General features: G+C 54.8%; 17 protein-coding genes. 12 read left to right on the forward strand and 5 right to left on the reverse strand.

Annotation, left to right across the window (positions count from 1 at the left end; translation table 11 throughout):
- Positions 1 to 18: 18 nt before the first annotated feature.
- From ACYVHX_RS13005 to ACYVHX_RS13015, 3 genes are read right to left on the reverse strand one after another with little or no spacing between them, the layout of a single operon-like run.
- Entirely contained in the window at positions 19 to 3,402 is a 3,384-nt protein-coding gene (locus ACYVHX_RS13005) for a SusC/RagA family TonB-linked outer membrane protein (RefSeq protein WP_460672080.1), read from the reverse strand.
- A 31-nt stretch (positions 3,403 to 3,433) separates the two neighbouring features.
- Entirely contained in the window at positions 3,434 to 4,438 is a 1,005-nt protein-coding gene (locus ACYVHX_RS13010; RefSeq protein ID WP_460672081.1) for a FecR family protein, read from the reverse strand.
- Between the two features lie 49 nt (positions 4,439 to 4,487).
- Positions 4,488 to 5,153 (reverse strand): RNA polymerase sigma-70 factor, encoded by a 666-nt coding sequence (locus tag ACYVHX_RS13015; RefSeq protein ID WP_460672082.1) that lies wholly within the window; start codon positions 5,151 to 5,153, stop codon positions 4,488 to 4,490.
- A 277-nt stretch (positions 5,154 to 5,430) separates the two neighbouring features.
- On the opposite strand from ACYVHX_RS13015, the gene ACYVHX_RS13020 reads away from it, so the two are divergent.
- Complete coding sequence (locus ACYVHX_RS13020) at positions 5,431 to 5,982, forward strand: hypothetical protein (protein WP_460672083.1); 552 nt, start codon at positions 5,431 to 5,433, stop codon at positions 5,980 to 5,982.
- Positions 5,983 to 6,035: 53 nt separating this feature from the next.
- Here the strand turns inward: ACYVHX_RS13020 and ACYVHX_RS13025 are convergent, their stop codons facing one another.
- On the reverse strand, positions 6,036 to 7,604 hold the full coding sequence (locus tag ACYVHX_RS13025) for an FG-GAP repeat domain-containing protein (protein ID WP_460672084.1): 1,569 nt from the start codon (positions 7,602 to 7,604) through the stop codon (positions 6,036 to 6,038).
- A 124-nt stretch (positions 7,605 to 7,728) separates the two neighbouring features.
- Between ACYVHX_RS13025 and ACYVHX_RS13030 the strand changes: the two genes are divergently transcribed.
- Together ACYVHX_RS13030 and ACYVHX_RS13035 are read left to right on the forward strand one after the other, a co-directional pair.
- Positions 7,729 to 9,210, forward strand: a complete 1,482-nt coding sequence (locus tag ACYVHX_RS13030; RefSeq protein WP_460672085.1) for a gluconokinase — start codon at positions 7,729 to 7,731, stop codon at positions 9,208 to 9,210.
- Between the two features lie 16 nt (positions 9,211 to 9,226).
- Complete coding sequence (locus ACYVHX_RS13035; RefSeq protein WP_460672086.1) at positions 9,227 to 10,642, forward strand: RtcB family protein; 1,416 nt, start codon at positions 9,227 to 9,229, stop codon at positions 10,640 to 10,642.
- 12 nt (positions 10,643 to 10,654) lie between these two features.
- Here the strand turns inward: ACYVHX_RS13035 and ACYVHX_RS13040 are convergent, their stop codons facing one another.
- Entirely contained in the window at positions 10,655 to 11,209 is a 555-nt protein-coding gene (locus ACYVHX_RS13040; RefSeq protein ID WP_460672087.1) for an RNA polymerase sigma factor, read from the reverse strand.
- A gap of 467 nt (positions 11,210 to 11,676) precedes the next feature.
- Between ACYVHX_RS13040 and ACYVHX_RS13045 the strand changes: the two genes are divergently transcribed.
- The 9 genes from ACYVHX_RS13045 (at position 11,677) to ACYVHX_RS13085 (ending at position 19,172) form a co-directional block, all read left to right on the forward strand.
- Positions 11,677 to 12,387, forward strand: coding sequence for a LytR/AlgR family response regulator transcription factor (locus ACYVHX_RS13045; protein ID WP_460672088.1), 711 nt, complete (start codon positions 11,677 to 11,679; stop codon positions 12,385 to 12,387).
- Positions 12,388 to 12,434: 47 nt separating this feature from the next.
- Positions 12,435 to 13,319 (forward strand): trypsin-like peptidase domain-containing protein, encoded by an 885-nt coding sequence (locus tag ACYVHX_RS13050; RefSeq protein ID WP_460672089.1) that lies wholly within the window; start codon positions 12,435 to 12,437, stop codon positions 13,317 to 13,319.
- A 58-nt stretch (positions 13,320 to 13,377) separates the two neighbouring features.
- Positions 13,378 to 14,460 carry a M20 family metallo-hydrolase gene (locus ACYVHX_RS13055; protein ID WP_460672090.1) on the forward strand — a complete coding sequence of 361 codons (1,083 nt, stop codon included), beginning with the start codon at positions 13,378 to 13,380 and terminating at the stop codon, positions 14,458 to 14,460.
- A 3-nt stretch (positions 14,461 to 14,463) separates the two neighbouring features.
- On the forward strand, positions 14,464 to 15,441 hold the full coding sequence (locus ACYVHX_RS13060; protein ID WP_460672091.1) for a type I phosphomannose isomerase catalytic subunit: 978 nt from the start codon (positions 14,464 to 14,466) through the stop codon (positions 15,439 to 15,441).
- An 85-nt stretch (positions 15,442 to 15,526) separates the two neighbouring features.
- Positions 15,527 to 15,970, forward strand: coding sequence for a DMT family transporter (locus ACYVHX_RS13065; protein ID WP_460672092.1), 444 nt, complete (start codon positions 15,527 to 15,529; stop codon positions 15,968 to 15,970).
- An 11-nt stretch (positions 15,971 to 15,981) separates the two neighbouring features.
- Positions 15,982 to 16,560, forward strand: a complete 579-nt coding sequence (locus tag ACYVHX_RS13070; RefSeq protein WP_460672093.1) for a PD-(D/E)XK nuclease family protein — start codon at positions 15,982 to 15,984, stop codon at positions 16,558 to 16,560.
- A 110-nt stretch (positions 16,561 to 16,670) separates the two neighbouring features.
- The gene (locus ACYVHX_RS13075) at positions 16,671 to 17,315 is read left to right on the forward strand and encodes a 3-keto-disaccharide hydrolase (protein WP_460672094.1); all 645 of its coding nucleotides are present in this window, start codon (positions 16,671 to 16,673) and stop codon (positions 17,313 to 17,315) included.
- A 57-nt stretch (positions 17,316 to 17,372) separates the two neighbouring features.
- Positions 17,373 to 18,620: an MFS transporter gene (locus tag ACYVHX_RS13080; protein WP_460672095.1), complete on the forward strand. Its 1,248-nt coding sequence runs from the start codon at positions 17,373 to 17,375 to the stop codon at positions 18,618 to 18,620.
- 75 nt (positions 18,621 to 18,695) lie between these two features.
- Complete coding sequence (locus tag ACYVHX_RS13085) at positions 18,696 to 19,172, forward strand: Dps family protein (RefSeq protein ID WP_460672096.1); 477 nt, start codon at positions 18,696 to 18,698, stop codon at positions 19,170 to 19,172.
- Positions 19,173 to 19,199: the final 27 nt, after the last annotated feature.

The following is a 19,199-nucleotide window of genomic DNA, read 5'->3' on the forward strand; positions in this document are numbered from 1 at the left end:
CGGAAACGCCAGCGGTTTTCAGAAGCTGACATCCAGGCCAACGCTGAGCATTTTGACCTGCGGATAGCTCCGGCCAGTGCCAACCGGCGATTCGACATCATACCCGTCCCAGAATTTATCCCAGGTGAGCAGGTTCTGTCCGTTGGCAAAAACCCGCACGTTGCTGATGCCCGCTTTCTTGGTTAGAACAGACGGCAGGCTGTAGCCAATCTGAATGTTTTTCAGCCGCAGGTAGGCCGCGTTCCGCATCCAGAAGCTCGAGTTGCGCTCGTTGTTGGATTCGCTGAAGGCCAGCCGGGGAAAGGTGGCGTTGGGGGTTTCGGGCGTCCAGTGATCTTTGTGCTGCTCCTGAACCGTCCCGCCGAGAAAAAACGGCATGATGCCCTGTTCGTTCAGATAGCCATCGGCTTTGCCAACGCCCTGAATAACAATGTTCAGGCTGAATCCCCGGTAATATCCGTTCAAGGTGCTTCCGTAGGTAAAGCGCGGGATGGTATTTCCGAAAACGACGTTGTCATCGGCGTTGATGATGCCGTCGCCATTATGATCCCGGTATTTGATATCCCCGGGCTTGACCACCCCAAACTGCTGCGCATGGGCGGCCACTTCGTCCGCCGTCTGGAAAAAACCGTCGGCCTGAAGGCCAAAAAGCGAGTTGAACGGATGGCCTTCCCGGTTGGCAGTCAGCCCGGTCAGGTCAACCCCGCGCATATCGACCACGGTGTTTTTGACGTCCGAAATGTTGAAGCCGACATCGTACCGGAAATCCCGAACCGTTCCCCGGTAGTTGATCCCGAGTTCCCAGCCTTTGTTATCCACAATACCGGCGTTTTGCGACGGTTTTCCCAGGCCGATGATGGCCGGAATATCCAGGGCCAGCAAAATGTCGCTGGTCCGTTTGGAAAAATAGTCGGCGGTGATCGACAGGTTGGAGAACAGGGTCATGTCCAGACCAATATCCGTCATCTGCGTCGTTTCCCAGGAAATATCCGCATTTGCCAGCGTGTTGAGCGCTACGACGTTGACAATCTGCTTATTGAAGGCATACGGCCCAAATTGCAGGGACGACATAAAGGGGTAATTGCCAATGAGCTGATTGCCCAGCTGCCCCCACGAAGCCCGGATTTTAAATTCGTTGATGACATCCGAAAGCGGCAGCATAAACGCTTCCTGGGATATCCGCCAGCCCGCCGACACCGACGGAAAAAAACCGTATTTGCGTCCTTTGGCAAACCGGGATGAGCCGTCGTACCGGGCATTGGCTTCGAGCAGGTATTTCTGTTTGTAATCGTAGTTGATCCGGCCAAAAACCGACTGCAACGCCCATTCGGCGGCTCCGCCCGTGTTCCGCTGAATGTCCGAGTTTCCGGCGTTCAGCACCTGGTAGTCCGGCAATAAAAAGCCTTCCCGGTAGGCCGATATGTAGTCGTTGCGGTAATCTTCGCGGGAAAAACCGGTCAATATCTTCAAGCCGTGATCGCCGTACGCTTTGTCTAAGGTCACTGTTCCGCGCAGGGTGGTGTACAGGGCCCGGCTATCCGATTCGGTCAGGGTCGTGCGGGCCGGTGTCAGAAAGCTCAGCGTTCCATCGGGTTTGTACGTTTGAACGGCCTTGTTGAAATTTTTATCGATCGAGAGCGCGTATTTAGGCGAATAAGCCAGTTCCGCCGTCAGCCAGGACGTCGGCTTATACGTCAGCGCAGCGTTCAGAAACGCATACGGGCTGTTGTTCTTTCGGGTTCCTCCATCGCGTGACATGGCAATGGGATTATCGCCGTTCCAGCCTTCCCCCCAGCTTCCGTTCGCGTTAATCCCGGCCTGGTTGGCCGGAATCCGGTTCATCCAGTGAAACACCGATTCCGACTCCCGACCCGGCTCGATCGTGGTAGCCGCCACCAGCTGAAGGTCAACGCGGGCGCTAAATTTCCTGGAAAGCTGAATGTCCGCATTATTCCGTAGCGTGAAGCGTCTGAAGGCGGCATTTTCAATAACGCCCTTCTGATCAAAATACCCCACGGAGGTCAGAAACCGGATTTTTTCGCTCCCACCGTTGATGCTGACGAAGTGGCTCTGTTGCAGACCGGAACCCGTCAATACCTCTTTCTGCCAGTCGGTATCGGGATACAGATCCTGGTTGTTGGGGCCTTCCGTGCGGTATTTCTGAATCAGATCGTCGGAATACAGGGGCGCGCGACCCACGTTGACGTACGCTTCGTTGGTCAGCAGCATGTGGTCGATGGCGTTGGCCATTTTGGGCAGATTTGTCGGCGTCTGCCAGCCCACGTAGTTGTTGTAATTAACCGAAATCCGGTCGCCTTTGGCCCGTTTGGTGGTAATCAGAATCACGCCGTTGGCCGCCCGCGATCCGTAGATGGAAGACGAAGCCGCATCTTTCAGCACCGAAACCGACTCAATCAGGTTGGGGTCAATGCTGTTCATGGACCCTTCAATTCCGTCGATCAGCACCAGCGGGTCCGAGTTGCCCAACGTCCCAACCCCGCGAATCCGAATCGAACCGGCATCGCCCCCGGGCCGCCCCGACCGCTGGGTTACGGTCACACCCGGCATCAGACCCTGCAGGGCCGCCGAGGTCTGACCGACGGGCCGACGCACAATGTCTTCGCTGGAAATGGACGAAACCGCCCCCGTCAGGTTTACTTTTTTCTGCGTTCCGTAGCCCACCACGACCACTTCCGACAACGATTTGGTATCGTTTTCCAGCTTTACATCGACGGCCGTGCGTTTACCGGCCGTTACTTCCTGCGAAAGATAGCCGACAAAGCTGAAGACCAAAACCGCATTCTCGTCGGGAATAGTGAGCTGGTAAAACCCCTTGCCGTCGGTGGTAGTGCCGCGCGTCGTGCCTTTCAGAACCACGCTCACGCCCGGCAAGCCCGAGCCGGTTTCGTCGGTGACGGTACCGCTGATGCTGATGTCGGCCACTTCGGCTACGGGGGCTGCGGTCGGTTCCGGTGCGTTCAGGTTGGTTCGGTCGCCGGGAACCGTGGCCGAAGCCGCCGGTTCGGTGGCCTCATCGCTGCGGCTCGATACATCCGGTTTTTCGCGTTGCGTTTCAACGATGACGTAGGTGTCTTTCCGGATTTTCCGGACCCGTAAACCGGTGTTTTTCAGCAGGTGGGTCAGGTTTTTTTCCAGCGAGGCATTCAGATTCAGGGCGTTTGCCGGCACGTTGCGGCCCACCATCAGCCGGTCTTCAAACACAATTTCGACCCGGTAATGGCGCTGCAAATCCAGAAGAATCGTTTTCAGCTGCGCCTGCACAGCGCGGTTCGCCGGGCGCTGCACGGCCTGCGCCGAAGCCAGCGTCTGACTAAACCCGCTAACCGGGTACCCCGTCAGGGCAACCGCCAGGAAACTCAAGTGGTAAATCGTTTTTTTCATTGGTTTATTCGTAAGAAAAGGGTCGGAACAATCAATTATCTTTTAGAAGGAGCGTATTTCCGGTGGAATCAATGTGGAGACTGGAGGTGGCCGTCAGCAGTTCCAGCAGATCGTCGGCGGTGCGGACGCGGAAGTTACCGGAGATGGTGCGGTGCGCCAGCGAATCGTCGGCGATCTCCACTTTCTTGCCAAAATGTTCGCCAATCAGGTAGCAGGCTTCCCAGAGCGAGGTGTCGCGGAACAGAAACAGGTGCTCTTCCTCTTCAGCCAGCATCCTGACGGGCGCCAGTTTCCGCAACTGAATCGTTCCTCGCTGGCTCAGCATCACCACCTCACCCGGTTTCATGATCAGCTGCTGCTTTTTGGTGGCGGTTTTATAATCGACCCGGATCTTTCCGCGATCAAGCACCACTTTGGTTCCCCGTTTCCGGGCGTACACCGTAAATTCGGTGCCCAGCACTTCCACCTGAAACTGGTCGGAGGTTTTGACGACAAACCGCTGGTGATTCTGCTTGTGCGTCACCGAGAAGCTGGCTTCACCCGTTAGCAGGACTTCGCGAACGTCGTTTTGAAACCCAAAGCGCGGCACGTGCAGGGCCGAATTGGCTTTCAGCTTCACATCGGTTCCGTCTTCGAGCCGGATGGTTTGTTCCTGCGCCGAAACCGTCTGGTAGGTCTGGTACAGGAGCCGGTTTTTCAGGAAAATGGTTAGCAGCCCCAGCGTGAGCAAAACCGTGGCCGCCATCAGATACGGTTTCCAGTTCCACAGGCGCAACAGCGGTTTGGGCGCCGGGGCCGACTCATCGGCTGCGTTCGGCGTTTCGGGCTGATCCAGGCGGTGCGTCAGTTTCGCAAAAGCCGCTTCCGGATCCGGCGTAAACTGGAGGGAGCGCGTTTCCCACTCAAGCAGCCAGACGTGGAAGGTTTCGGTGTTGGCCGGATTTTTCAGCCACTCCTCCACCCTCTGCCTTTCGAGCGGAGTGGCCTGCCCCGCCAGATAGGAAAACAGGGTATGTTTTGATACGAATTGGTTCATTTTCGTGGAATTTGAACGGGAGACTCCGGGAGCCGGTTTTTCCCTTAGTTCACTGGATAAAAAGAGGAAGCAGGCAAAGCATCGCCCACTCGTCCCGCAGCGTCTGGCGCAGGTGTTTCAGGGCTTTGGAGATGTGCACCTCCACGGTTCGGGGCGAAATCTGCAATTCGGTGGCGATTTCGTCGTATTTTCTGTTCTCGAACCGGCTCAGCAGAAACACCCGGCGGCACTGGGCGGGCAGTTGGCTGATGGCATCGTTGACGGCCAGGAACAGGTTGTTGAAATGCACTTCCGAATCGGGCAGCGGCTGGTTGCCGGGCAGGTGGTTTTCGGTCGCCAGCTCAATGGAGTCGGTTTTCCCAAATTCCTTGCGCAGGTAGGTGTAGGCTTCGTTTCGCACCGCCGTAAACAGGTAGCTGATGTACGACGAATGAACGTTCCGGTACGCTTCGGAGCGGTAAAACTGGTAAAAAACCTCACTCACCAGGTCTTCCGCCAGCTGCCGCGAATACACAAACCGCACGGCGTGGCTGCACAGGGGCGTATAATACTGCCGAAACAGCAACTCGAAGCCTTTGCGGGGTTCCTGTTCAAAGGCTTTTCGCAGAAAGAGTTCCGAATCGGATACCGCCGACGTCGGCTTTTCGCCGTTTGCGGATGGCGCCGGCCAGGGGTCGGGTGAAGGATCAGGGGACAACGCAGTAAAGGTAGCCATTAGCACAAGTTCTCTAAAACGAATCAAAGACTTAATTGCACAATTTTACCCTTAGTGGTTTTTGAAAAAAGTTGCTATTTTTTTGAATTGACGGCGTCGGGCTGAACAGACCCGACGTCCCAGATCTCAACCGCTTCAATTCAGGCGCCACTTTCGTCAATTCAGGTACCGGTTTGGTTTATTGGGGAGTCCGGTTTTTGGCGCCCGGCGTTTGTTTGGCTTGTTTTGCACCCATTCTGGCAAACAGAAGAACCAACAACAAAAACAACTGAACAGTATGAAAATGCGTTTTCTGGCGCTGATGGCGCTGGTCCTCCTCTCCGTGGCCTGCAAAAAAGGCAGTAATGCTGGCATTGATCCCGAAACCGGCGAAAAACCGTCCGGTGGCTCGGGCCGAATCCCAAGCGAGTTAGTCGGCAAATGGTCGTACGGTATTTTCTCCCCCACCAACTTCTGGGATTATACCGGCAAGTACAGCGGCAATGCCTACGAACAGGCCCTGGTTTTTGAGTTTCATGCCAACGGCACCTACGAAGAATACGTCATCAACTCCACCACCAGCTACAATTGCCGAACGGAAGCGTACACCTTTTTCAAGGGAACGGTGAAAGTCAACGAAGCCGATCACACGTTTGTCATCACGCCCAGCAGTGGCAACTACCGCGGTTTTTACGCCTGTGCGCCTAAAAGCAACATCAACCGCGACGCCCGGCCCAATGAGCTGAAGCAGGAGGCCATGAATTACCAGGTGGAAAGCGGCAAAACCGCCCTTAAATTATCCGACGCCGAAAATCCGCAGGGCGTTCGGTTGAAAGCGATTTCGTGGTAAGCGAATACATCCCGGTTTTGCAAAGGCTGGCCGGCACCGGGTGCCGGCCAGCCTTACTTCCGGTTTTTCGTCTGGTTTTCCAGCAAAATCACCCCGGCTTTCGATTGCCGCCAGCGTTGCAGCAGCTCTTTCGGCGTGGGCGTGACCCGGAAGGCAAACGAGCCCAGCAGAAGGTCCTCGTCACCATCCTGATCGACGTCGGCGGCATCCATCGTCAGCCACGAGCCCTGTTCTGCTTCCGGAAATGATTTCGGCCGAAACCGGTTTTTGCCCCGGTTTTCCAGAAACACAAAGTTCTCCAGCCGCTTCTGCGAAAAATCCGGAAAAAATGCAATCGCGGCCACGTCCAGATCCCCGTCGCCGTCGAAGTCACGCGCCAGCGCTTTCATGGCCCCGTACATTGGGTAAAACCAAACCTGCCTAAATTTGAAATTGCCATCGTTTCGGAAGAGCCGGATGCCGTGGTAACGTTTCAGTGAATTGGAATAATCGGCATTGTCGCCGTTGGTGTACAACAGATCCATATCGCCATCCTTGTCAAAATCAACGACATCGAGGTGAATCGACCCAAAAACCGGCGGAAAACGCAACACGGTTTTTTTCCAGAACCGGCCTCCACCCTCGTTGTTATAAATCGCCACCTGCTCGTCACTCTGCGACAGCAGCACCACAATGTCGGCCTTGCCATCGCCGTTCATATCCGTCACCACGGTTCGGAGCGCCCCCGGAACCGGTTCCAGAACGTGCTCGGTGTAGGCCGATCCGGTATTTTCGAACCAGCTGAGTTGCCCCAGGTAAAATCCAAATTGACACACCAGAATATCCTCCCGGCCATCGCCGTTCAAATCCGCGTAGGTAGCCTCAACCGGCCGTTGCAACTTGGTCAGCAAGGTCCGCCGATCCACCTTCTGCGTCGCCGGATTTCGGGTGATGTGGAGCAATTCGCCGTTCATCCGGTCGTTGGGATCCATGTTGCCCATCGTCAGCACGTCCAGGCTGCCGTCGGCCCGCACCCGCAGGCTGGACGGCGGATTGAAGGTGACGACCGAATCCACCGGTTGCAGGGTATTGTTCAGAAAAACCAGTTTTCCCCGCCGGCTCCCCACGGCAATCCGCCGGGTTTGCGGCTCGTAGGTCAGCAGGGTCACCAGATTATCGACCGGCTGTTCCGGTTTACGAATTTTGAAAAGGGGTAACTGGTACGAAACCGCCGGTTTGGGCGCCTGCGGCAACGGTTGGTCCGGGGCGTTCTGGAGGTAATAGTCCGTCAGTTTCTGCCAGTCGTCGGGATGGAGCATCGGCGTGTCGGCAAAAGCGCTGGAATGCAGCACCCGCTCGATTTCGTCGGGGTCGCTCATCTGCCGGAACGGCGACAGCGAATCCGCAAAAAAGCCCATCCGAAGCGCCATCTGGGGCAAAACCTTGCGTTTCCAGAGCTCTTTCTCCAGTAAATCCGGACTGGGAACAGCGTGGCAGTTGTTGCAGTATTTCTGGGCCAGTTCCCGCCCCTCCAGGCCCGAAGGCTCTGTTGGCAGGCTCGATTGCGGTTTTTGGTTGCACGCGACGACCCAATACCCAACCCACAAAAAGATAAAAAACGAAATTGATCTCTGGAAAGACATTGTATAAAAAAAGCGCCAACAAATTTATCACAAAACCGCTTGTTTTTCAAAAAATGGCCGAAACCGTTTCGGTCGCTATCTTTTTTCCCATTTCTTTGCACGGCACTCAGCCCGCCCCTTCCCTATGATCAACTGCATTCTTGGCGTCGACATCGGCACAACCAACGTTAAAGCGCTTGCTTTTCAACCGGAAACCGGCGACATCATCGCCCAGGCGTCGGCGCCCCTGACCACGCTGCATCCACAGCCGGGTTATGCGGAGCAGGATGCCGACGAGGTCTGGAACAAGCTGGTGAAGGTGCTGGAGGAAGTTTGCCGGGAAGTCAGCCAGCAGAAAGGACAGCTTGAGGCCGTTGGGTTTAGTTCGGCCATGCACAGCACCCTGGCGGTCGATGAAGCCGGAAAACCGCTGACCAACGCCCTTCTCTGGTCCGACAACCGGGCCGAAAAACAGGCGGATTTCCTGCGCCATGAACAGGCGGCCCTGGGGAAGGACATTTACCAGCGCACCGGAACACCCCTGCATCCGATGATTCCGCTGTGCAAACTGGCCTGGTTTCGCGAACACGATCTGCGGCTGCTGCGCCGGGCCACCGGCTGGATTTCGCTGAAAGAGTACATCTGGCACAAACTGACCGGCCATTACCAGATCGACTATTCCATGGCCACGGCCACCGGCCTGTTTGATAGCCAGCGGAGAGAATGGTACCTGCCCGCACTCGAATATGCCGGTATCCGGATCGAGCAGGTGTCGGAACCGGTGCCAACGACCTACGCCAGTCAACTAAGCCGTCAGCGTCTCCCAAAAACCATCACCGAAGGCCTGGTCAACGCCAAACTCTACATCGGCGCGTCGGACGGCTGTCTGGCCAATCTGGGAGCCGGAGCCATCGAATCGGGCGTTACGACCATTACCATTGGCACGAGCGGGGCCATCCGGCGGACGGTTCAGCGCCCGTTGCGCGACGGTCAGGGCCGGTTGTTCAGTTACATCCTGAACGTCGATGACTCCACCGATAAAAACTACTACGTCGTGGGCGGCCCCACCAACAACGGCGCGAATGTCCTGCAATGGGTGTCGGAAAAACTAACCCAATCGGAAACCGATGCGGTTTTGTCCGAAGCCGAAACCGTTGCGCCGGGCTCCGACGACCTTTTGTTTCTGCCGTATTTGCAGGGCGAACGCGCCCCGCTCTGGGATGCCGGGGTGCGCGGATCGTTCCTGAACGTCGACTGGCAGCACGGGCGGGCGCATTTTGTCCGGGCCGCGCTGGAAGGGGTCTTGTTTAACCTGCTTCGGATCGAGCGGATTCTGTCGCGGCATACCGGCCCAACCCGGGTGATTCACGCCAACGGCGGTTTTGCGCAATCCGCGTTTTGGGTGCAAATGATGGCGGATATTTTTGGCGTTCCGGTCCGGCTCAACGAAAGCAACGAAAGCGGGGCCATTGGCGCGGTTTTGTTAACCATGAAGGCCACCGGGCGGGTTTCCTCCCTGGTCGACGCCACGCGACAGGTCGGTTTTGGCCAGACGTTCGAACCGGATGCCGACCGTCACCGGCGGTATCGGCAGGTGTACGAGCGGTTCGAGAAGGCGTTACCCTGATCCATCCCCAGCAGTCATGAAGCTAAAATTAACCGGCAAGGATCTCCGTAAAATCGGATACCCGGAAGGAAAAGTCATCAGCATTGCCATCAGCGTGATGCAACGATTCTTTACGCACACGGCCCCGGCCGAAGCCCTGAAAGTGCTGGCGAACGTGTTGCAAAAACCGGCTGATTACCTCAAAAACGAGACGCTGGGCACCATTGCGGCCGAGCTGGTGGAAAAAACCAAACCCGAAATTCCCGACGAAATCCCGCTCAGCGAAGACCGGAAAGAATACACGGTTTTTGGCGCCGATCACATCGAAGCCGGGGCCATCAATCAAATGGAAATCGCCATGCGCCTGCCGGTTACGGTGGCCGGGGCGCTGATGCCCGACGCGCATCAGGGGTACGGATTGCCGATTGGGGGCGTACTGGCGGCCCGGAATGCCGTGATTCCGTACGGTGTCGGCGTCGATATTGGCTGCCGGATGTGCCTGAGCATCTTTGACCTGCCGGAAAATACACTCTACAGCGAAACCAGCAAACTCAAAAACATTCTGCAACGCGAAACGCTCTTCGGCGCGGGCCGGGAATTTAGCAAACCGCTGGACGATGAGGTGCTCGAACGGCCGGAATTCCGGCAGGTGCCGCTGCTGCGGGGGCTGCACGACAAAGCCGTCCGGCAAATCGGCACGTCGGGCTCGGGCAACCACTTTGTCGAGTTTGGGATTGCTGACATTACGGATGCCCGGAACGAATTTGGCGTTCCGGCTGGCACGTACCTGGCCCTGCTGTCGCATTCGGGTTCGCGCGGGCTGGGCGCTTCCATTGCCAACTATTTTACCAAAGTAGCGATGGAAAAAACACCCCTGCCCCGTCAGGCCAAACACCTGGCGTGGTTGTCGCTCGACTCGGAGGAAGGGCAGCAATACTGGCTGGCGATGAATCTGGCGGGCGATTATGCCTCGGCCTGCCACCACCAGATTCATGGCAAGATTGCGAAGGCGCTGGGCGTAAAACCGCTGGCGATGGTGGAAAATCACCACAATTTTGCCTGGAAAGAACACCACGCCGGTCCGGGTTCCGAACCGCAGGAGCTGATCGTCCACCGCAAAGGCGCCACCCCCGCCGGTCAGGGCGTTCTGGGCATCATTCCGGGTTCCATGACGCAACCCGGTTTTATTGTCCGGGGACGCGGGGACGCCAGTTCGCTCGATTCGGCCTCGCACGGAGCCGGACGAAGGATGTCGCGGACGGCCGCCAAAAACAGCCTGACGTGGTCGCAGGTGCAGGACGTGCTGAACCAGAACGGGATTACGCTCCTGGGCGGTGGGGTCGACGAAGCGCCGATGGTTTACAAAGATATCAACCAGGTCATGCAGTTCCAGCGCGGGCTGGTCGATGTCGTAGGACAGTTTCAGCCCAAAATCGTCCGGATGGATGAGTAGAGTGTTGCCAAATCAGTCCGCCATAAATTGCTTCTGGTAAACATCCACGACATGATCACGGGTGCGTTTGAGCCGCATCTTGACGGCGCTGTTGTTGATGTTATACTGCCGGGCAATTTCGGTAATGTCGATGTTGTCCACGTATTTCAACTGGAGCAGCGCGACCTTATCGGACGAAAGTTTTTCCATGACCACCGACAGCTGATTCAGCATCGTATGGGCGATATCGTTCGTTTCCGAATCCGGCAGATTTTCAAGGTCAACCTCGTCGAGTGCCACCGTAACCAGCCGATTCGCAATCCGTATTTTTTGCCGGCAATAGTTTTGGGAAATCGAAAACAACCAGGTCGAAAAGGCGGAGCGTCCCTGAAACTGGTCGATCTTGCTGAAAACCTGAAGAAAAATATCGTGGGTATAATCCTCGGCCTTGATGGGATCGCGGGTAAAGCTCAGGCAACTCCCATACACTTTGTTTACATAGCGCTTGTAGAGCGCATCCAGGCAGTCGGCCCGGCGGGTGGAGAGGTAGGAAACAATGAGTTCTTCGTCCCTTAATGTACGTTTCATCAGACAGAGAGAGTTTAATTACCGTTACGAGTTGATTGCGCTTTAGTCAGGTACTGATCCGTAACACCGGGCCACGTTGGCTTCACTTTATCAGACTGCAACTGACGGCGATGTTACTTATTTTACGTGACTGTTAAACACAATTTCCCCGCCAGATAAGCCAATCTGCACTGATAACCGCACGAACGTATACATTAACGTTACCAACTGAACAAGTAAGAGTATAAATACTCACGTTTTGGCCAAATAGCAGACTTAAGCGGGTTAAAATCGTCTGAAACAGTACAAATCGACAATATTTCAGTTCAAATAGTATATTTTGCCATACAAACTCTTTATATTCAAACCGTAACCTAAGTGGGTGAATTGTTAACCAGTATATTTTTTGAGCAAACAAGTAGTTTACCTATTTTTACTAATCGTAACCGAAAGTATCCGTCTGCGAGATCAGCTTTATAACGCATCGTATGAAATCACGTCAGTGTCTCATTGTAGACGATTCAGAAGTGGCTGTAGCTATTTTAGAAGAATATATTGCCAGACTACCCTTCTTTATGCCTCCCCAAATCTGCAACACGGTAAAAGACGGCATGACTGTCCTGCAACAGCAGCCCATTGACCTGATATTATTGGACATGCACTTGCCTGATCAGAACGGACTCGAGCTGCTGCGGTACTTTCCCAGGCAGCTGCCCGTGATTGTGACCTCGGCCCACACCGAATTTGCCGTCGACAGTTATGATCTCGACGTGGCGGATTACCTGGTCAAGCCGTTTACCTTTAACCGGTTTACGAAAGCTGTCCACCGGGCGTTGGGGGTTCAGGTGGGGCAAAACAGCCTGGTCGAAAGCGAGTTCATTTTCTTAAAGGTGGGGCACTCGATGCAGCGTTTCGATTACGACACGATCGACTACATCCAGGCTTTCGGTACGTATTGCAAAGTATACGTCAACCAGAAAGTAATCGTCGTCAACGAAATCATCTCCCACCTGGAGCAACTGCTGCCCCAGCAGAAATTTCTCCGGATTCATAAATCCTACCTGATGAATCTGGCCAAAATCACCAGTTATAACTACCGGAATATTGTGGTGGGCTCGACGAAAATACCGCTTGGGGCGGCCTACCGGGAAAGATTCGAGGATTTTCTGAGTTTGCTCGATAAAAAATCGGAGTTGTAGCTGCCGGGATTTGCTATCTTGCGCTCCCGTTTTACTATTCCGTAGTTATGTTTGTTGAAGCCATCGAGCGGGTCGACCCTTTTGTACGTCCTATTTTATCCATTGTCCGGCGGTATGGTAGCAGTGAAGTGATTCCGGCCTGTTCGACCATGTTTTTCGTGAACGAGTTTGCCTGTGCCATCACCTGCAAACACGTGGCCGAGCAACTCATCAATTCGGACAGCATCCACCAGAATTACATGAAATTTCAGGGGGAGCGCCGTTCACTTCCCCGGGATCGAACCCAGACCCGTCGGCAGGAGGAGCTGGAAAAAAAATACGATCTGCGCCGGGAAAGCATCATCCGCATCAAAAACCAGTTCGTCAATTCGGTCGATCAGTTTTCCGAAATCACCTACCATCTTCACCCCACGCAGGATCTGGCGGTCGTTCAGTTCCGGGGCTACAACCAGATTAAATACAACTCCTGTGCGGTTTTTCTGCGCGACAGCGGTAAAATCAAGCAGGGCCGGAGCCTTTGCCGACTGGGTTATCCGTTCCCGGAATTTACCAATTACCGCTACAATCCCGAGCTCGACGACATTGAGTGGACGAACGATGGACGCAGCAACACCCCCCGGTTTCCGATCGACGGCATCATCACCCGCCTGCGGGGCGAAAACAACGAAGTGGTGGGCATTGAAATGAGCACCCCCGGTTTACGCGGCCAGAGCGGTGGCCCACTTTTCGATACCAGCGGTATTATCTACGGCATGCAGAGCTCAACCCGCCATTTGCACCTCGGTTTCGACATTGAAGACCGCGAAGTAATCGTCAACGGCCGCCAGAGTCGCGTGTCGAACTACCCGTTTTTGAACGTTGGCCAGTGTGTTCACGTTGACATCATTAAAAAATTCCTCCGGGAATTGAATATCAAGTATTATGAGGGATAAAAACCTGCCCGGTTTTTGTACCTGAGTGCCTATACCGTAACAGAACTGAAGAAACGTAATGATTTCACAACTAACGGCGTATTCGTTGGAGACACAAACCGACCTGGCCATCGACCTGCTCAAACGGCTCATTGCAACGCCCTCGTTCAGCCGTGAAGAAGACCGCACCGCACTGGTGATCGAGCAGTTTTTCCGGCAGCAGAACATCCCATTCAAACGGACCAAAAACAACATCTGGACGCACAACCGCCATTTTGATCCGGCGAAGCCCACGCTGCTGCTTAACTCCCACCACGACACCGTCAGGCCCAATGCTTCCTGGACGCTCGACCCGTTTCAGCCCCTCGAACGCGACGGCAAACTGTACGGCCTGGGCAGCAACGATGCCGGAGGCTGTCTGGTATCGCTCCTGGCGGCTTTCTGTCATTTCTACCCCAAAAAAGACCTGGCCTACAACATCGTTATGGCGGCCACGGCCGAGGAAGAAGTTTCCGGACGCGAAGGGCTGGAACTGATCTTGCCCGACCTGCCGCCCATCGACTTCGCCATCGTGGGTGAACCGACGCAAATGCACCTGGCCGTTGCCGAAAAAGGCCTGCTGGTGCTCGACTGCACGGCCAAAGGCAAAGCCGGCCATGCCGCCCGCGACGAAGGGGACAACGCCATTTATTACGCCATCAAAGACATCGCCTGGCTGACGAGCAACCCCTTTCCAAAGCTGTCGCCGACGCTGGGACCGGTGAAACTGTCGGTGACGATCATCAACGCCGGATCGCAACACAATGTGGTGCCCGACACCTGCACCTTCACCGTCGATGTCCGTGTGACGGAGCAATATACGCTCGAAGAAATTATTGAAACCGTGCGCCGGAACCTTCGTTCAACGGTGCAGCCGCGCTCGATCCGGCTCAAACCGTCGAGCATTCCGCTGGATCACCCGATTGTGCAGGCCGGTTTGTCGCTAAACCGCGAAACCTACGGTTCGCCCACCACCTCCGATCAGGCCCTGCTCAATTGCCCTTCGCTCAAATGCGGCCCCGGCCACTCCGAACGCTCACACACCGCCGACGAATTTATTTATTTGCGGGAAATTGAACAGGGAATTGAGTTGTATATTCGAATGTTGGAACAAATCCTGTAAATCATGCTTCACCCACTCACGTTTGAAACCATTTTTAAAGACAAAATCTGGGGCGGTCAGAAAATAAAAACCGTGCTGGGCAAAGACTTTTCACCGCTGCCCAACTGTGGAGAAACGTGGGAAATTTCCGGTGTGGCCGGCAACATCTCGGTGGTAGCCGAAGGTCCGCTGCAGGGCAAAACGCTGCGGGAATTGCTGGAGCAGTATCAGGAAGAACTGGTGGGTAAACACGTTTACGAGCGGTTTGGCAACGAATTTCCGCTGCTGGTGAAGTTCATCGACGCCAACGACGATCTGTCGATTCAGGTGCACCCAAACGATAAACTGGCCAAAGAACGACACAACAGTTTCGGCAAAACCGAGATGTGGTACATCATCGAAGCCGACGAAGGCGCCACGCTCAACTCCGGTTTTAACCGCGAAGTGACGAAGGACGAGTACGTGAAAGCCGTGGCTGACAACACGCTGATGGACATGCTGAACATCGAAAAAGTGGCGGCCGGTGACGTGTTTTTCCTGCCCGCCGGTCGGGTTCACTACATCGGCAAAGGCATCCTGCTGGCCGAAATTCAGCAAACCTCCGACATCACGTACCGGATTTACGACTTCGACCGAACGGACGATAAGGGCCAGAAACGCGAACTGCATACCGAACTGGCCGTCGACGCCATCGACTACCAGCCTTACGACCATTACAAAACGCAGTATGATCCGCAGCCGAATCAAAGCGTCAATGCCGTAACCAGCGATTATTTTGTTACCAACGTCCTGAATTTCGACCAGGAAGTGTTGCACGATTATACGCACCTGGATTCGTTCGTCATTCTGGTGTGCGTAGGCGGCTCGCTGACGGTCGAAACCGGCGATGGCTACCGCATCCCGCTGAAAATGGGGCAATGCGCGCTGCTTCCCGCGACGACCGCCCAGGTCACCCTTATTCCCGACGGCGACATGACGGTTCTGGAATCATACGTTCCCTAAACGTAATGATGAATTATGGATGATGAACGATGGATTCTCTGCGCCCGCCCATTCATAATTCATCATTTATAATTCATCGTTCTCTATGAATTTAATCTATTTCATTTTCGCCTTTCTGGTTGGGGTGGCCACAAGCGTGCAGTCGGGTGTGAATTCGCAGTTGCGGCAGGTGGTAGCCCATCCGATTCTGGCGGCCCTGATTTCGTTCGGTTCCGGTTTTCTGGTATTGACCGTGGTGAGTCTGGTGCTTCGTGCGCCCGTGCCCACGTTCGACGCCTTACGGGAAATCAGCTGGTGGAAATGGACCGGCGGCCTGCTGGGCGCGATTTACGTCACAACCGTCATCATCACGGTGCCGCGCATCGGGGCCGGCAACCTGCTCAGCCTGAGCGTGGCCGGTCAGTTGCTGGCGGCCGTGGTCCTCGATCATTACGGTTTGCTTGGGTTTAAAGAACACGGTTTGACCGCCTGGCGGCTGGCGGGTGTGCTGCTGATCGTGCTGGGTGTTACGCTGGTGGTGAAGAATTAGGGTCTGGAGCTATGATCAAATACCGGTTTTATCCAACGTTGCTGAATGTTTTTTCCCGCTACCTGAGCGGGGGAAACTTCTCACAGCAGCAACTGCTCGACACCATCAACCGCGTGCCAAGCCCCACGACGGCGGCCCAGGAACGCGGGGTGCGGTTTGAAGATGCCGTAGTGAAAGGCGAAGACGAGGAGCGGTTCAACCCCGAAATCCTGGAAAAATTCCGGCGGTTTTTGCCCCGGCCCATTGTCGAAACACAGGTCTATTGTCAGTACGAAATCGACGATGTGCTGTTCTACGGGTACGTCGATCTGATCGGGAAGTTCAAAGCCGTCGATATCAAAACCACGGCTTCGTACCAGCACCCGCGCTACACCTTCAACCACCAGAATCTGTATTTGCACGCCCTGAAAAAACGCGGCATCCGGCTGATGGAGTACCTGATCACGGATTTCAAGGACGTGTACGTCGAAAGTTATTCGCTCACGCATCCGATTGAAAAACAACTGGAAGAAATCCGGCTTTTCAAGCAATTTCTGGATGAACACCGGGAATTGATCACCGATCCGAAGATTTTTGTAAATCCGGACTGAGTAGAAAAAGTTGTTTCGCGGAGTTTAACAGAGAAAAAGGGAGTTTAGCAGAGGTTCCGCTTCTCTTTTTATTACTTCACCAAACGCTGCGAAATAACTCATCAGAACTTATGAAAAAAGCCCTTCTCCTCACCACCCTTTCTTTTTCACTCTTCTTCTGTTCTTTTCAGAGAGAACAGTGGGTCAAGCTGTTCAACGGCAAAGACTTCAGCGGCTGGACCATTCGCGGGGAACAGGTCAAAAACGATTACCGCATTGAGAACGGCGAAGTAGTCGGCATTTCGAAACCCAACTCCCAGAATACCTTTCTGTGCACGACCAAAAATTACGACGATTTTATTCTGGAGCTGGAGGTGAAAGTGGATACCGGCATGAACTCCGGCATTCAGTTTCGCAGCGAAAGCCGCCCGGATTTCAAAAATGGCCGGGTGCACGGGTATCAGGCCGAGATTGACCCGGCTGCCCGCGCCTGGAGTGGCGGTTTATACGACGAAGCCCGGCGCGGCTGGCTGGTCGATCTGAAAAACAATCCCGAAGGTCGCCAGGCGTTCAAGAAATTCGACTGGAATAAATACCGGATCGAAGCCGTCGGCAAAACCGTAAAAATTTACCTCAACGGCGTCAAAACCACCGACTACACCGACACGCTCGAAACCAAAGGGTTCATCGCCCTTCAGGTGCACGGCACCAAAGTTCAGCGCCCGATGGAGGTGCGCTGGCGGAACATTCGCCTGCAGGAACTGGCCAAAAAATAAGTTTCCTTACGCTCAATCCTTCTTTTTTATCTCCCGCCAACGGCTGACCTTTGCGGCATGATTGGCCGTAGCTTGCGTTTGTATCGGGATGCGTACCGGGGACTTCCGGCGCCGGTGTGGCTGCTGGGCGGTGTCATGCTCATCAACCGCAGCGGCACGATGGTGTTGCCATATCTGACGCTGTACCTGACCCAACACCTGCATTACAGCGTCACGGATGCGGGGGTGGTGATGGCGGTTTACGGAACCGGCGCACTGGCGGGCACGTTTCTCGGCGGTCGCCTTTCCGACCGGCTGGGGTTCTATCCGGTTCAGTTCTGGAGCCTGCTGATTTCGGGTTTCTTCCTGATTTTCCTGCAGTTCGCCCAAAGTTTCTACGCCATGTGCGCGGTTGTTTTCGTCTATACGGTGCTGGGCGAAACCTTCCGCCCGGCTTTATCGTCGGCGGTGGCTTATTACAGCACCCCCGAAAACCGCACCCGCGCCTACTCGCTCAACCGGCTCGCCATTAACCTCGGCTGGGCGCTCGGGGGCGGTTTGGGCGGGTATCTCGCCAGCATTGCCTACCCGCTTTTGTTCTGGTTCGACGGAATCACCTGCATCGTGGCCGCCCTTGTGCTGCGGGTTTTCCTGCCGGTTCCGAATCGCGCCGAACCGACACCGGATCCGTCGGACCTGACGGTACCCAAAGCCCGCTCCCCTTACCGCGACCGCCTGTTTCTGGTATTCACCGTCGCCACCACGCTTTTTGCCATCGGTTTCTGGCAATTGTTCAGCATGATTCCGCTGTACTTCAAGCAGGTTCTGTCCCTGAACGAAAGCCACATTGGCCTTTTGATGACGATGAACGGGTTGATGATCGTGCTGATCGAAATGCCGCTGGTGTATACCATCGAGAAAAAATACGCCCGGCTGAAAGTGCTGATTATTGCCATCGGCGTGTTGCTGGTCGGTTTTTCGTATCTGCTGCTGAACGCCGGTTCCGGGGTTTTTCTGGCCGTTGTCTGCGTCCTATTCAACACCCTGGGCGAAATGCTGGCGATGCCTTTCATGCTGTCTTTTACGGTGGAGCGGGCCACAGTCCAAAACCGGGGGCAGTACCTAGCGTTGTATTCAATGACGTATGCGATTGCGCAGATTACCGGTCCGGCCATCGGAGCGCAGGTGGTGACCTGGTCGGGATTTCCGGTTTTGTGGGACGTGGTCATGGGCTTGTGTCTGGTATCGGCCGGCGGTTTCTGGTGGCTATGGGAACACGTAAAACCGGCAGTCCCGGAAACTACCGGATCGAATACCGTGTTATAAAATAGGCTTTTGTTGGCTCAGAAAGCAGATTTTTATATTTTCCCGGCCTCAAACCATTCACTATTTATTCACAACATGGAAACACTGAATCGGATCGGACTGGATACGGAGAAAAGCGAAGAGCTGGCAACGCTGCTGAATGAACTGCTCGCCAATTATTCCGTTTTCTACCAAAATACGCGCGGCTATCACTGGAACATCAAAGGGGAAAAATTCTTTGAGCTGCACCTGAAATTTGAAGAGCTGTACAATGGTTCGCTGCTGAAAATCGACGAAATCGCCGAACGGATTTTGACCCTGGGCTATACTCCCGGCCATAAATATTCGGATTACGCCAACCTATCCAGCATCGAGGAAAGCAATGAAGTTTCCGACGGCCGGAAAGCCATTGCCGAGATTCTGGACGCGTTTAAGGTGCTGCTGCAAAAAGAACGGCATTTGTTGACGCTTTCCGCCGAAATCGACGACGAAGGTACCAACGCCCTGATGAGCGATTACATTCGGGAACAGGAAAAACTGGTCTGGATGTATTCCGCCTTCCTGAATCGCTAACAACAAGAGCATACCCCGGTCCATCCT

The sequence above is a fragment of the Larkinella ripae genome, from assembly GCF_054780775.1.